At 66.8% G+C, this 14380-nt stretch carries 12 protein-coding genes; 5 read left to right on the top strand and 7 right to left on the bottom strand.

Annotation, left to right across the window (positions count from 1 at the left end):
- Positions 1–125 precede the first annotated feature (125 nt).
- Together AC0IX4_RS14420 and AC0IX4_RS14415 are read left to right on the top strand one after the other, a co-directional pair.
- Positions 126–1007, top strand: a complete 882-nt coding sequence (locus tag AC0IX4_RS14420) for a hypothetical protein (protein ID WP_471829562.1) — start codon at positions 126–128, stop codon at positions 1005–1007.
- 460 nt (positions 1008–1467) lie between these two features.
- On the top strand, positions 1468–1848 hold the full coding sequence (locus AC0IX4_RS14415; RefSeq protein ID WP_471829561.1) for a hypothetical protein: 381 nt from the start codon (positions 1468–1470) through the stop codon (positions 1846–1848).
- Between the two features lie 13 nt (positions 1849–1861).
- Here the strand turns inward: AC0IX4_RS14415 and AC0IX4_RS14410 are convergent, their stop codons facing one another.
- Together AC0IX4_RS14410 and AC0IX4_RS14405 are read right to left on the bottom strand one after the other, a co-directional pair.
- Positions 1862–3238: an HNH endonuclease signature motif containing protein gene (locus tag AC0IX4_RS14410; RefSeq protein ID WP_471829559.1), complete on the bottom strand. Its 1377-nt coding sequence runs from the start codon at positions 3236–3238 to the stop codon at positions 1862–1864.
- Positions 3239–3381: 143 nt separating this feature from the next.
- Positions 3382–4347 (bottom strand): helix-turn-helix transcriptional regulator, encoded by a 966-nt coding sequence (locus AC0IX4_RS14405; RefSeq protein WP_471829558.1) that lies wholly within the window; start codon positions 4345–4347, stop codon positions 3382–3384.
- A gap of 94 nt (positions 4348–4441) precedes the next feature.
- Here AC0IX4_RS14405 and AC0IX4_RS14400 point away from each other — a divergent pair, with 94 nt between their 5' ends.
- Positions 4442–4807, top strand: coding sequence for a VOC family protein (locus tag AC0IX4_RS14400; RefSeq protein ID WP_471829556.1), 366 nt, complete (start codon positions 4442–4444; stop codon positions 4805–4807).
- A 1-nt stretch (position 4808) separates the two neighbouring features.
- Here the strand turns inward: AC0IX4_RS14400 and AC0IX4_RS14395 are convergent, their stop codons facing one another.
- From AC0IX4_RS14395 to AC0IX4_RS14380, 4 genes are all read right to left on the bottom strand, one after another.
- Entirely contained in the window at positions 4809–5816 is a 1008-nt protein-coding gene (locus AC0IX4_RS14395; RefSeq protein WP_471829554.1) for a zinc-binding alcohol dehydrogenase family protein, read from the bottom strand.
- A 90-nt stretch (positions 5817–5906) separates the two neighbouring features.
- Positions 5907–6809: a succinate--CoA ligase subunit alpha gene (gene sucD, locus AC0IX4_RS14390; protein ID WP_027504157.1), complete on the bottom strand. Its 903-nt coding sequence runs from the start codon at positions 6807–6809 to the stop codon at positions 5907–5909.
- A gap of 14 nt (positions 6810–6823) precedes the next feature.
- Positions 6824–7987 (bottom strand): ADP-forming succinate--CoA ligase subunit beta, encoded by a 1164-nt coding sequence (gene sucC / locus AC0IX4_RS14385; protein ID WP_471829552.1) that lies wholly within the window; start codon positions 7985–7987, stop codon positions 6824–6826.
- 137 nt (positions 7988–8124) lie between these two features.
- The gene (locus tag AC0IX4_RS14380; RefSeq protein ID WP_471829550.1) at positions 8125–9825 is read right to left on the bottom strand and encodes a hypothetical protein; all 1701 of its coding nucleotides are present in this window, start codon (positions 9823–9825) and stop codon (positions 8125–8127) included.
- Positions 9826–10045: 220 nt separating this feature from the next.
- On the opposite strand from AC0IX4_RS14380, the gene AC0IX4_RS14375 reads away from it, so the two are divergent.
- Positions 10046–11206 (top strand): M23 family metallopeptidase, encoded by a 1161-nt coding sequence (locus tag AC0IX4_RS14375; RefSeq protein WP_471829548.1) that lies wholly within the window; start codon positions 10046–10048, stop codon positions 11204–11206.
- A 27-nt stretch (positions 11207–11233) separates the two neighbouring features.
- Here the strand turns inward: AC0IX4_RS14375 and pcrA are convergent, their stop codons facing one another.
- Positions 11234–13672: a DNA helicase PcrA gene (gene pcrA, locus AC0IX4_RS14370; protein WP_471829546.1), complete on the bottom strand. Its 2439-nt coding sequence runs from the start codon at positions 13670–13672 to the stop codon at positions 11234–11236.
- A 332-nt stretch (positions 13673–14004) separates the two neighbouring features.
- On the opposite strand from pcrA, the gene AC0IX4_RS14365 reads away from it, so the two are divergent.
- Positions 14005–14352, top strand: coding sequence for a chorismate mutase (locus AC0IX4_RS14365; RefSeq protein ID WP_471829544.1), 348 nt, complete (start codon positions 14005–14007; stop codon positions 14350–14352).
- Positions 14353–14380 lie beyond the last annotated feature (28 nt).

Here is a 14380-nt window from a genome sequence, read left to right as displayed (position 1 = left end):
TTTTGCTGACGCGACGGTCGCTATCGGTTTTTCTCCTTCTTTTACTCGGCGTCAGCGTGTCATCGGCCATTCCGGCCGTTGCTCAACCTCCATTGGATGGATCGACGGGTATCAGCATTCGATTGTTGGAAGCGCCGGTATCCCTCGAAGGTGATCCGCGGGCGCTGTCGTACATCGTCGACAATCTCCCGCCCGGAACTCTGATCGACAGAAAGTTCGAAGTCACCAACGACACCGGCGCAGAGGCCACCGTCCGCATGTATGCGGGCGCGGCCGACATCGCAGGAGCGGACGGTTTCGTCTTCGAGGACGGTGCTGCCGTGAACGAACTGACGTCCTGGATGACGGTGACCCCGTCCGAGGTGGTCGTACCGTCGGGCGGCTCCACCGAGGGACTCGTGTCCATCTCGGTCCCGTCGGACGCGACCGAGGCCGAGCGGTACGCCGTCGTGTGGGCAGAAGTAAGTGGCGCACCCGGTTCCGGCGGAATCTCGACGGTGTCGCGGGTCGGCATCCGCGCCTACCTGTCCGTGGGAGCCGGGAACGGCCCGCCGGAAGACTTCTCTGTGACCACCGTGACCGCCGGCCGGTCGACGACGGGCGCGCCGGAAGTCACCATCGGCGTCGACAACACCGGCGGGCGGGCCCTCGACCCGTCGGCGACAGTGACACTGTCCGGCGGCCCGGGCGGTATCAGTGCTGCCCCGGCAACCGGATCCGGAGGTTCCATCGCGCCCGGTACGAGCGGAACGGTGACCGTCGCGCTCGACGCCGCTCTCCCCGCGGGTCCCTGGACCGCCGGCGTCACCGTGACGAGTGGCCGCGTGAGCCGGGACGGAAGCGGGCAAGTGACATTCCCCGATTCGGGCACCGCTGACGCGCAACAAGTATCGGCGTCGAGCGGCGGGACGCCGGTGTGGATCTGGATCGTGGTGGCGGCGGTAGTCGTCGCTCTCGCTGTTGCGCTGACTCTCGTCCTGCGGAGCAGGGCGCGGACGAGCACCTGACATGACTGCCCGGTACGCACCGACGCTCATAGCTCTCGTGATCCTCACTGCGGCAACATCGATCGCTGCGCCGACGGCCGGGGCGCAGGACGTCGACCCCTGCTCGATCGTGACGACGACACCCGAAGAAACTCCAGTCGTGGTCGTCACGACCACACCCGCGCCGACGTGCCTATCGGTCACCACCGTCACGACGACCACTGCTCCTCCGATCACGACAACTCTTGCTGTTCCGACAACTACCGCTGTTCCGACGAGTACTGCTGTTACGACGACCACTGCTGTGACGACTGCTGCTGCTTCGACGACCACTGCTGTGACGACTACCGGTACGCCGACGACCACGGACGCGGTCGCGACCGTCGATCTCACCGCGACAACCTCTAGCACCCCGTCGACAACCGCTCCACGGCAGCGGGCCGCGGTGTCTGCAGCCGGTATCGGAATCACCCTCGGTACCGTGACTTTGTCCGGTCCCGCGAGCCCATCGCCCGGCACCACGTGGGTCGGCGCGGGGAATGCCTCGATCACGAGTGGCCTCGGATCCTGGGTTGCGACGGTATCTCTCGGTCCGTTGACCGTCACGCAACCAGGCCGGTCTGCCTTCACCGTCACCGACGGCTCGTACAGCGCGGCCCAGTCGAGCTGCTTGGGGTTGAGCCCCATGCCGGCCACCACCGTCGCGCTCGACTCGACGCCCCGAGAAGTGAAGAAGTCTCCCGCCGGTCTTGTGTCCACTCTGGCGTGTCTCACCAATTGGAACTACACGGTGTCTCTGCCCTTGCCGTCCACGCTGCTATCCGGCACCTACACCGGAACGCTCACGCACTCGGTCGCCTGACAGTCGCCTCCTCTCATTCGCCGGGTGCGGTGAGGTAGTCGTTGCCGTGGGAGTCGCGGATGTGGACGATGCCGTCGCGGAGCATGCGGTAGTGCCATTGTCTGCGGGTTTTCAGTCCGTGGTGTCGGCGGCAGAGGGGTTCGAGGTTGCCGGTGACGGTCCAGCCGCCCTTGTGTGGGTCGGTGTGGTCGAACGGGATCACGTGGTCGAGGTCGCAGTCCTCGCTCGGTACGGCGCACCCCGGATGTACGCACGTCGAATACAGCGCTGTCACCAACGCCGCGACCGCCTCCGACGGGCGGTAGATCAGTGCCCCGTCCGGGGGCACGGCGAAGCCCCCGTGGCCGTCGGGGTTGTCGACGGCACGGTCGAGTGCTGAGGGTGGGAGCGTGCGGAGGTACTCGACCTGCTCCCTCACTTTCCTGGCTCTCGCGCTGCGGACGTTCCCCGAAGTGGGTGTCCAGCCCGGCGGCATGCGGCGGGTGCGGCGAACTTCTCGCCCGTCGACCGGAGCCGGTGGATCGGCTTCCGGGTCGGGTGGATGATGTTCGAATTCCGCGCCGCGGGCTGCGGTGATGAGTGCTTGCCACGTCGCATCCTCGGCGATCGTGCGAGCCACATCGGCCGGAACAGGTCCCCAGCCGACGAGGTGGCCGGGTTCCCCCGCCAACCCCGCCGCCGTCGCAGCATCGAGAACGATGACCGCATGGTTGGCCGGTTCATTCGACACGGCCCCGGTCAAGAGAGCGTGCGCTGCATCAAACAGCCGCGCCGGCAGCGACGTCGGATCCGTCACCCCACGCGCAACAGCAGCAGTGATGTTCCGCCACATCCCGGCGACCTTCTCCGCCGGACCACGAAGGATCAGCTCCGCCTGACCGCGCGACAGCTTCCGCACCGTCGCCGCCCGCTCCAGCGCCGCCCGCTCCCGGACGACCCGGTGCCACTCCGCATCGAACTCGGCGAGGATTCGGTCGATCGCCGACGCCACCGCACCCGGGGTGCACCTCGATGCGGCCGCGATCACCCGCTGCAGAAATGCTTCGGTGGCGTTCGGAACCCCGGCCAACGACCGGCACACCGTGCGGAACGCCGCATACGCCAACCGGCCCGCATCGAACGCTTCCTGCACCGCCGGACGAGCGGTACGGGTCAGGAACAGCCACTCGGTGACCGTGCCCGTGGACACCGACAATGCCGACACGACTTCCGCGACAGCGCACGCCTCGGCGGCATCGGCGTCGAACACCCCATCCGGGCCGAGCACGGCGGGGCGCCGCGACTCCTCGTGAACGTAGGAGCACGACGCGGCGACGGTACGGGCGAACGAAGCCTGGGCGTCGACCTTCGCCGACACCAACACATCGACGGAAACTGTTGCGTCGTACACGAATTCACCCCCCGGTGATGCCCGATCAAGCCGCCCCCCGACGACCTGACCACACAGTAACCCAACCCACCGACATACTTTCGGGTCACGCAGTCGGGTCACGCAGTCGGGTGCGCTCCAGCTCGCGGCATGTCGATCGGCGGTCAACTGGATGAGACCGAGTGCCTTTCGGCCAGGACTCTCGCGAGCTGGCTGATGCGTACGCGGGCTGCCTCTGGGGCGAGGATTTCGATGTGGTCGCCGAACTGGAGCAGTTGACGCACCGACTCGATGTCGGGGTAGCCGACGACGACGGTGCATGTTCCTTTTTTCGGATCGGATACGTCGTGGATGCGGGTACCGAGGATGCGCCGCGCAAGGTCGAGACGGTCTTCCGGCAGTCGAAAGGTCACGCTGACACGACCTCGCCCCTCGGTGCGTTCTTTCAACGCAGCCCATCTGGTTCGGAGCGTTTCGTCGGGTCGGAGAGAGACTGGCGCGTCGAGTAGTTCGAAGGCCGAGAGTCGGTCCAGAGCGAACAGTCGGCCATCTCCTCGGTAGTCGGCGACGAGATACCAGCGGCCGGACTTCGCCACGATTCCGTACGGGTCGACCACACGCGTCGAGGCTTCACTCTCGGCGCTACGCCGGTATCGGATTCGCAGTCGGCGGCGATGCCGCAGGGCCGATGCCAGATCGGCGACGTCGACCGCGGTTTCCGAATCGGCGAACCACGGGGCGCTGTCCACCAGCACGAGGTCCGCCAGTCGCAGCGAGCTCGTGCCCGTGGGTGTCGCGGCCTGGCGGGCGGCGATCTTGCGTGCTGCCGACTCCCACATCGCCGACACGCCCATGCGCTCACGTTGTGCGCTGTCCAGACCCGCCAGGGAGAGGGCCTCCAACTCCGGTGGTTCCAGATGGGATGCGTTGAGCCGCGCACCGGGGAGCAGGACGATCCCACCGCTGCGGCCACGTTCGGCATACACAGGCACTCCTGCTGCCGAAAGGGCTTCGACGTCCCGCAGCACCGTCCGGCGCGATACTTCCAGTCGCGCGGCGAGCTCGGTTGTGGTGATGCGTTGGCGGGTCTGCAGTAACAACAAGAGATGCAGCAACCGGGAAGCCTTCATGCGTCCGATCTTCACAGAAAAGGTGACAGGTTCTGTCGTGATAAGTCGGTGAACTGTGTCGGTACCGAGAATTCACCGAACCGAGGAGCGCTCTATGCCCGCACCGAACCTGTTCCTGATCGGCGTCCGCGACGCCGAGGCCGCCACCAGTTTCTACAGCGACCTGTTCGAGATCGAACCGACCTTCACCAGCCCTCGATATGTCGCATTCCAGGTAGCTCCCGGCGTCTTGTTCGCACTGTGGACCGGCTACAGCGAGCACGTGGCCCCGGACACCCCGCGCACGACCGAGGTCGGACTGATGGTGCCGGGACCTGCGTCTGCCGTGGACGAGGTCTTCGCGAACTGGGTCTCGAAAGGAGTCCGTGTCGTCGAGAAGCCGCATGATGCTGTCTTCGGCCGCACGTTCGTGGTCTCCGACCCCGACGGCAATCTCGTCAGGGTCTCCCCGGTCGACTGATCTACCGAACGACGACCACCTTGCCGATGGTGCCGCCGCTTTCCACCCGTCGGTGCGCGTCCCGCAGGGTGTCCACGTCGAGAGGCGACAGCGTGGTGGTGCGGGTGCTTCGCAACGTCCCGTCGTCGATGAGGCGGGAGACCTCGTCGAGGATGGCGCGCTGAGATGTGCTCTCGGGCAACGACAACGGCACCGTGAACATCAGTTCCCAGTGCCAGGTCTGACTTTTCGCCTTCAGCGGCATCAGGTCGAGGCCGACCGGGTCGTCGATCGCGACGACCTGACCGTGCACCGCCATCACCGCGGCGTAGGCGTCGACATTGCCCTCGGAGAACGGGGAGAACACGTACTCGACGCCGTCCGGCTTCAGGGCACCGATCTCGTCCACGAGGGAGTGCCGATCCACCACGTGATGTGCGCCCATCTTCGTTGCCCAGTCGCGGGATTCGCCGCGTGATGCCGCGGCCACGACGGTGAGCGAGGTCAGTGCCCGGGCGAGCTGGATGATCATCGAGCCGGTACCGCCGGCGGCGCCCACTACGAGAAGCGTTCCGGTGCTGGTCTTTCCGAGTCCGAGCCGGACGAACAACGATTCCCATGCCGTGATGGCGGTCAGCGGCACGGCCGCGGCATCCGCGGCGGACAGTGACGACGGCGCATGGCCGACGATCCGCTCGTCGACGAGTTGGTACTCGGCGTTGCTGCCGTCCCGAGCGATGGATCCTGCGTAGAACACTCGATCGCCCGGCACGTACACCTGAGCGTCGGAACCTACCGCGACGACCTCACCGACGGCGTCGAAGCCGAGGATCTTCGGGCCGTCCGACGAGTCGAAGGAGGTACGAACCTTCGTGTCCACCGGATTGACGGAGACCGCGTCGACACGCACGAGGATGTCGAAACCGGTGGGAGAGGGAGTCTCTCGCTCGATCTGCACGAACGACGAGTCGGCGTCGACGGAGCCGGGTTCCGTGGAGACGATGGCAGAGTGAGTCGCGGGAATGCTCATACCTCGACGGTAGTCCCCGGGAACGACACGAGGGAGGCAGGGTTCCCGTGCGGGAAACCGGCCTCCCTCGTGCGAGAGAAGAAAGAGTGACTACTTCTTCTCGAGGATCTCGCGCGCGAGGGCAGCGGTCTCGGACGGCGTCTTGCCGACCTTCACACCGGCCGCCTCGAGGGCGTCCTTCTTGGCCTGCGCCGTTCCCAGCGAGCCGGAGACGATGGCGCCGGCGTGGCCCATGGTCTTGCCCTCGGGAGCGGTGAAGCCGGCGACGTATCCGACGACGGGCTTGGTGACGTGCGCCTTGATGTAGTCGGCCGCACGCTCTTCGGCGTCGCCACCGATCTCACCGATCATGACGATGATCTCGGTGTCGGGATCGTTCTCGAACGCCTCGATGGCGTCGATGTGCGTGGTGCCGATGACCGGGTCGCCGCCGATGCCGATGGCGGTGGAGAAACCGAAGTCACGAAGCTCGAACATCATCTGGTAGGTCAGGGTGCCCGACTTCGAGACGAGGCCGATGGGTCCCTTGCCGGCGATGTTGGCGGGCGTGATGCCGACCAGAGCCTCGCCGGGGGTGATGATGCCGGGGCAGTTCGGCCCGATGATGCGGGTCTTCTTGCCCTTCTCGACGTTGTAGGCCCACGCGTACGCGCTGTCCTGCACCGGGATTCCCTCGGTGATGACGACGAGCAGCGGGATCTCGGCGTCGATGGCCTCGACGATGGCGTCCTTGGAGAATGCCGGCGGCACGAACGCGATGGACACGTCGGCTCCGGTCTTCTCCATGGCCTCGGCAACGCTGGCGAACACGGGCAGCTCGACGTCGGAACCGTCGGCTGCGGTGTGCTTGACCGTGGTTCCGGCCTTGCGAGCGTTGACGCCGCCGACGACCTGGGTGCCGGCCTTGAGCATCAGGGCGGTGTGCTTCGTACCCTCGCCGCCGGTGATGCCCTGGACGATGACCTTGTTGTTCTTGTTCAGGAAAATAGACATAGTTTCGGTGCCCTCTACTTCGCAGCCAGCTCGGCGGCCTTGTCGGCGCCTTCGTCCATGGTCTCGGCCAGTGTCACCAACGGGTGCGCAGCATCGGCGAGAATCTTCCGGCCTTCTTCGACCTTGTTGCCGTCCAGGCGGACGACCAGCGGCTTGGAGGCGGTGTCGCCCAGCGTCTTCAGAGCGCCGACGATGCCGTTGGCAACCGCGTCGCACGAGGTGATTCCGCCGAAGACGTTGACGAACACGCTCTTGACCTGCTCGTCGCCGAGGATGACGTCGAGGCCTGCGGCCATGACCTCGGCCGAGGCGCCGCCGCCGATGTCGAGGAAGTTGGCGGGCTTGACTCCGCCGTGCGCCTCACCGGCGTAGGCGACGACGTCGAGGGTCGACATGACCAGTCCGGCACCATTTCCGATGATGCCGACCTGTCCGTCGAGCTTGACGTAGTTGAGGTCGTTCTCCTTGGCCTTCGCTTCGAGTGGGTCCGCCGCGTCGGCGTCCTCGAACTCGGCGTGGCCCTTCTGACGGAAGTCCGCGTTGGCGTCCAGCGTGACCTTGCCGTCGAGCGCCAGGATCTCGTCGTTCGGGGTACGAACCAGGGGGTTCACCTCGACGAGGAGGGCGTCTTCGTTGATGAAGACTTCCCACAGCTTCTGGATCGTGTTGGCCGCGGCGTCGAGCACCTCGGCGGGGAGCTTGCCGGCTTCGGCGATCTCACGCGCGAAGGCGAGGTCGACACCCTTGACGGCGTCGACGGGGATGCGGGCGAGCGCGTCGGGGTTCTCCTCGGCGGTCACCTCGATCTCGACACCACCCTCGACGGAACACATCGCGAGGTACGTGCGGTTCGTGCGGTCGAGCAGGAAGGAGATGTAGTACTCCTCCGCGATGTCGCTGGCTTCCGCGACGAGAAGCTTCTTGACGACGTGGCCCTTGATGTCGAGTCCGAGGATCGCTTCCGCGTTCGCCTCGGCCTCGGCGACGTCCTTGGAGTACTTCACGCCGCCGGCCTTGCCGCGGCCGCCGACCTTCACCTGGGCCTTGACCATGACGGGCTTGCCGATTTCTTCGGCAATCTGTCGTGCACCGGCAACCGTGTCGGTGACACGTCCCGCCGACGTCGGAACCTCGTGCTTGGCGAAGAGTTCCTTCGCCTGGTATTCGAAGAGATCCATCAGCTCACCATCTCGTCTGCGTTGACGCCCGCTCGAGGGGTAGGAGCGGGTCCGACTTGCGACTGTAACTTTCCCCGATATGTCGATATCGGCGCCCCGTACATCTTGTGGTTCAGATCACCGGTCGCCGATCGGACCTACTCACCAGTACGAAACAGCAGGCCGCCTACCAGCGCGGACGCCACAGCGCCGACCCCGCACACGAGCGCACCCGACGAGGGGGTGATCGCCGCGTCCGCATCGCCGACGAGCGCGCTGCATGCGACCGCGGCCAGGGCGATTCCGGCTCCAACCTCGAGTGCCGCGCCACGTGCCGGTCGCGCCCGCGTCGCGATCACGGCGGCGACGCCCACCGCGACGGCCAGCGTCAGTCGGCCCCACACGTCCCACCCCCAGGGCAGCGAACCGATCCACCCGGCGGTGTCACCGTCGATGTCGTACACGGGGAGAAGCAGCCCGACGACGGACACGGCTGCGGCGATACCCGCTGCCACGGCCACCCCGCGAGCTGCGGGGTCCAGGTCGCTCGTGTCGACACCGTCACGCTCCGAGGCGCCCGCTACCCCGATCGCGATCACGGCGAGCACACCCGTCGCGACGCCGAGGAGAAGCAACCATCCGCCGGACCCGATGCCCACTCCGTCGATGCCGACTCCCAACACGACGGCCTGCAGCACCGCGAAGGAGAGGGCGATGTGGCCGAGGACGATCAGCGCCGCGGCCGGCCGCACAGCCGAGGCGAACTCGGAGAAGAACAGCACCACGCCGACGACGACGGTCACCAGAGCGAACAGCAGTACCGGTCGCTCGCCGGCCACGGCGGGCTGACGTCCGTCTGGGGCGGTGAGCAGCGGCAGCAGCGCGCTCGCACCCAGGACCAGGCCCGTGAGGACGGTCGCCGCCCCGGCGATCATGTGTCGGCGTGACGTACTGCCAGCAGTACGAGCGGCCCGTGGCGCAGCGGACTCCACCGCCCCGCCGGATCGCGCGACGACGAGCGCCGCCAGGGCCAGGGCGACAGCACCCACGACGCCCACCACCGGGCCGGGGGCGATGCCGATGCGATTACCGGCGCCGCCCGCACCGACCACCCGCACCAGGGCGACGGACGCGGCGGCCAGTGCCGTCCCGGCCAGAACCCCGGCCGCGACCTCGCGACTCGACGACGTCAGCGCCACCGCGCACGCCACCAGCGCTGTCACCGCACACAGTGCGCCGCCGACGGCGAGAAGAATCGGGCCGGCCACCAACGCTGGAGCCAGGAACACCGGATCGCTACTGACGAAGGACGGCAGAACGAACGACGCGGCGACGGCCAACACGCCTGCGATGCCCAGTGCCACTGCGGAGGCGGATGCCGGCCGGCCGTCCTCGAACGGAGCGTCGTCCGACCTCGATGCCGCGACCATGGCGAGGACGCCCGCGGCGACGACAACGAGATGGCCGAGGAAGACCGCGACCGAGCCCGGACCGGGTGACAACTCGGCGGCAGTGACCGGACGGAACAGTTCGAGCCGATCCGCGTCGATCGCGGACGCGAACAGTTGGACGTCGGCGACCGCCATGCCCAGCGACATGGCACCCACAGTGGTAACCACTGCCCCGGCGAGCAGGGTTCTGCCTCGGGCGAGCGCGAACAGCGCGACGGCGGCGACCAGGATCCACACGAGCGCCGATGCGGCCGCGGCCGCGGAGTCGGGTCCACCGACTGCGCTGCCGTCGGAACTGCTCACGACCCCGATCACGGGCGCGAGCGATACCGCGGCAGCCGCGATCACGGTGAGGGCGACGGGGACCGTGACCCGCGCACGGGATACGAACTGTGTCGGCTGTGTCACGATGATCGACGGTAACGGGTCTCGGCCCGATCACAGCTCGATGGACATCCGCGCCGCTTCGTCGTCGGGACACTTCCTCGAGTTTCGCCAGGACAAACTGTGAGCCACCTCACAAATCAGTGGCCAGGTCCCGTTTGGCTTGCGCCGCCCGCAACCGTTTCGTTACCGTCCACGAGGTTCCACATCACGGGCAGGTCACGAATTAGGAGGACGGTAGGTCTTGCAGCACCACCGCACCCCCTTCACACGATCTCGCTTCGTCGCAGACGACTCCGCAGACACCAGCTTCTCCACCGACCGCACCGTGTTCACCCCGGCTGCAGGCAACGGGCACCTCGTCGACACCGGTTCACTGGACATCGTCAGCCTCGGCAGCGCTGCCGACGACCTTCCGTCGTCACCGTGGGACCGCACACACGAATCGGACGACTACGCAGCCAGTGCCCCTGCCTACGTCGCCTCGCCCGAGGCCGACCGGCGTCAGCGGCGCTCGGTTCCCGCCACCACGTTCCTCGTGACTCCCCCGGTTGCAGCGACCATCGTCGACGAGACGGCCGTCAAGCGCACCGGAGCTCACCGCATCCCCGCTCCCCCGTCGGCCCTCAAGGGCCGCGTGGCGGTCGTCGCCGTTGCAGCCGGTGCCGTCGTCGCAGCCGGCCAGGCAGCCGTCGACAACGCGCAGCCGGCCGAGCGATCCGAGACATCGGAGTACGCACTGGCTGCAGGGCAAGCTCCCGCAGCAGCGATCGCCGCCGTTCCCGCGGCGTCGACCGCCGGCATCGTCACCGACACGTCCCATGTCGACTCCATTCCGACGGCCACCTCCACCGGAGCACCGGTCACCGCGCCGTCCACATCGGCGGCACCCCAGATCCTCAACATCGCCACCCCGGTCGACCTCGGACAGTTCTCCGAGTTGCTGGCCAAGGGACAGCGGTTCAGCGAGGAACGCGAAGCTCGCGAGGCAGCCGCACGGCGCCCCCTGTTCGCTCTCCCCGCCATCGGCACCTACACCTCCGGCTTCGGCTCACGATGGGGAACGCTGCACGCCGGCGTCGACATCGCCAACGCCATCGGCACGCCCGTCCACGCAGTGGCGGACGGAACCGTCATCGACTCCGGCCCCGCGGCCGGCTTCGGTCTCTGGATCCGGTTGCAGCACGCCGACGGCACGATCACCGTCTACGGACACATCGACTCGTCCGAGGTCCAGGTCGGTCAGACCGTCATGGCCGGCGACGAGATCGCCAAGATGGGTAACCGTGGCCAGTCCACCGGACCCCACCTGCACTTCGAAGTTCATCTCGCGGGCGACAGCAAGATCGACCCGCTCCCGTGGCTGGCCTCGCGCGGCATCAGCCTCGGCGCCGAGCGCGACTAGTTTCTCGCGCCCGGCCCTTTCCTCTTCCTACAGCTTTGTCATCGGCACTCCGCCGATGAGCATCATCTTCACGCGCCCGGACGTCCCGAAGTCGATGAGCACCATCGCACGCTGACCGGACCCTTCCGACTCCACGACCGTGCCCAGTCCGTACTTGTCGTGGCTCACGCGGTCACCCACAGCCAGCACGAGGGTGTTGTTGGTCCGCGCCTTGCCGAAGCTCGGCGTGGGTGTCGCAGAGGGTGACGATCCGCCGGACCATCCGCCGCGCGGATTGGACGTCCAGTCGCGCTGACGCGACGACCCGGAGCCGCCGCTGGACCCGAATCCACCGCTGCCGACGCCGGGATCCTCGCGCTTCCAGTCGATGAGATGCTGCGGAACCTCCTGCAGGAAGCGGGATTCCGGGTTGTTGATCGGCTGACCCCACGCGGATCGCATGATGGCGCGCGTCAGATACAGGCGGTGCCTGGCACGCGTGATCCCCACATAGGCGAGGCGGCGTTCCTCGGACAGTTCGGCGGGATCTCCCAGCGCACGCATGTGCGGGAACTGACCGTCCTCCCAGCCGGTGACGAACACGACCGGGAATTCGAGGCCCTTGGCGGTGTGCAGCGTCATCAGCGTGACGACGCCGTCGCCGTTGTCCGGGATCTGGTCCGTGTCGGCGACGAGGGACACGCGTTCGAGGAAGGCCGCGAGCGATCCGGGTTCGGCGATGCCGTCGGTGTCCTGCCCGTCGTCCTCGTCGAGATCGGCGTTGATGTCGGACTCCTCGAGCCCCTGCAGATTGCGCGCGTCGGCACTGAATTCCCGTGCGACGCTGACGAGTTCGTTCAGGTTGTCGAGCCTGGCGCCGTCCTGGGGATCGGAGCTGGCTTCGAGTTCGGCGCGGTACCGCGTGCGGTCGAGGACTGCCTCGACGATGTCGCCGATGTCCGCGACGTCGTTGCCGTCGGCATCGGTGGCCGTCATCGTCGCGCGCAGTTCGTCGATCATCTCCATGAACGAAGCGATCGCGTTCTGCGCGCGCGTGTTGAGCAACGAGACGGTGCCGGCGGCGGCATCGAGCAACGCGGCGTTGAAGCTGACGTTCTTCCGCTCCGCATGGACCGCGACGCACGCTTCGGCGCGGTCACCGATACCGCGGCGCGGCGTGTTCAGGATGCGCCTCATGCTGACCGTGTCGTCGGGGTTGGCCAGCACCCTGAGGTACGCGACGATGTCCCGAACTTCCTTGCGCTCGTAGAAGCGGACACCGCCGACGACCTTGTACGGCAGGCCGAGTCGGATGAAGATCTCCTCGAGTGCACGGGACGAATTGTTCGTCCGGTAGAACACCGCCACGTCGGAGTACTTGTAGTCCGTGCCGTCGACCAGTCGGTCGATCTCCGACGCGACGAACTTGGCCTCGTCGTGCTCGTTGTCGGCGACGTAACCGATGATGGGATCGCCGTCCCCGGTGTCGGTCCACAGCCGCTTGTCACGACGGTTGGTGTTGCGGGCGATCACCGCGTTGGCGGCAGCCAGGATCGTCTGCGTCGAGCGGTAGTTCTGCTCGAGCAGGATGGTGCGGGCATCCGGGTAGTCGCGTTCGAATTCCTCGATGTTGCGGATCGTGGCGCCGCGGAACGCATAGATGGACTGGTCCGCGTCACCCACCACGCACAGCTCGCTCGGCGGGACGGCGCCCGCTTCCGAGTCGGTCCCCACCAGCTCACGCACCAGCATGTACTGGGCGTGGTTGGTGTCCTGGTACTCGTCGACGAGGACATGGCGGAAGCGGCGCCGGTAGTACTCCGCGACGTCGGGATGACTCTGCAGCAGCGCGACGGTCTCACCGATCAGATCGTCGAAGTCGAAGGCGTTGGCCGCGCGCAGGCGCTGCTGGTAGTGCCCGTACACCTTGGCGATGATGGCCGGAAGCTCCGCCGGATCCTTCTCCGCGTCGGACACGGCCTGATCCGGATCGATCAGCTCGTTCTTCAAGTTGGAGATCTGGGTGGCGAGCAGCCTCGACGAGAACTTCTTGGGATCGAGCTGCAAGTCCTTGCCGATCATCGTCAGCAGACGGCGTGAATCGTCCGCGTCGTAGATCGAGAAGTTGGAGTTGAGCCCCGGCAGCAGGGCAGCCTGGCTCCGAAGAATGCGGACACAACTCGAGTGGAATGTACTGACCCACATGAAATTGGCTCGCGGACCGACGAGTCCCACGACGCGCTCCCGCATTTCTGCGGCAGCTTTGTTGGTGAAGGTGATCGCGAGAATCTGGCCGGGTGTGACATCTCTCTCCGCGAGCAGATAGGCGATCCGACGCGTCAGCACCGCCGTCTTGCCCGACCCCGCTCCCGCGACGATGAGCAACGGCGACCCGGAGTGCATCACCGCCTCCCGCTGCTGAGGGTTGAGCCCCTCGAGAAGCTGGTCGGAGGGTCGAGTGGCGCGCGCGGGTGACTGAGTGTTCATCGTCCGTCCAGGTTACCGGCGCACCCCGACAGAACCACACCGACATCGCACGGCGGGCAGCACCATCACCCGGGACGCCTGCACCGAATCCCTGAGGTGAGCCCCGCAGGACCTCGTGAATGCACGGTCGAGGCGCAGCGCACGGGACCTTCGGTTCTTTACCGACGGCCGGACCGGGCATAGTGTTGCGAGGCTCTCTTCGCGGGACGTGCTGCGTCAGTGGTCCTGCATGACGACGACCAGGGATTTCACGACCCGAGAAGACAATATTCGGAATCTACGTAACGGAACGTGGCATCGGAACGACACACGTTTCGACACGAGGAGTTGATATGAGCGCAGCAGTGGACACCAACCGCGACGCCGGAGCAGCATCGACCGAGTCGAAGACCTCCGCGGTCGACGCGGACCGCCCGACGGCCGATCTGCCGACGTCGGAGGCCGAGATCGACGAACTCCGCAAGGAGATCGACCGCCTCGACGCCGAGATCCTCGCGGCAGTCAAGCGACGCTCGGAGATCTCCCGAGCGATCGGCCAGACTCGTATGGCACAGGGTGGGCCTCGCCTCGTGCACAGCCGTGAGATGAAGGTGCTCCAGCGCTTCAGCGAGCTCGGCCAGGAGGGCCACACTCTGGCCATGCTCCTGCTCCGCCTCGGCCGTGGCCGCCTCGGTCACTGAACCACCACCGGGAACCGCCCGCATCGGG

The organism is Rhodococcus sp. AC861 (genome assembly GCF_979256035.1).
This window is presented reverse-complemented; position numbering and strand designations above follow the sequence as displayed.

Excerpts from the sequence above, each read along its gene's own strand:
- AC0IX4_RS14405 (WP_471829558.1), bottom strand. The coding sequence starts at position 4,347 with ATGAAGGCTTCCCGGTTGCTGCATCTCTTGTTGTTACTGCAGACCCGC.
- AC0IX4_RS14400 (WP_471829556.1), top strand. The coding sequence starts at position 4,442 with ATGCCCGCACCGAACCTGTTCCTGATCGGCGTCCGCGACGCCGAGGCC.
- AC0IX4_RS14395 (WP_471829554.1), bottom strand. The coding sequence starts at position 5,816 with ATGAGCATTCCCGCGACTCACTCTGCCATCGTCTCCACGGAACCCGGC.
- sucD (WP_027504157.1), bottom strand. The coding sequence starts at position 6,809 with ATGTCTATTTTCCTGAACAAGAACAACAAGGTCATCGTCCAGGGCATC.
- sucC (WP_471829552.1), bottom strand. The coding sequence starts at position 7,987 with ATGGATCTCTTCGAATACCAGGCGAAGGAACTCTTCGCCAAGCACGAG.
- pcrA (WP_471829546.1), bottom strand. The coding sequence starts at position 13,672 with ATGAACACTCAGTCACCCGCGCGCGCCACTCGACCCTCCGACCAGCTT.
- AC0IX4_RS14365 (WP_471829544.1), top strand. The coding sequence starts at position 14,005 with ATGAGCGCAGCAGTGGACACCAACCGCGACGCCGGAGCAGCATCGACC.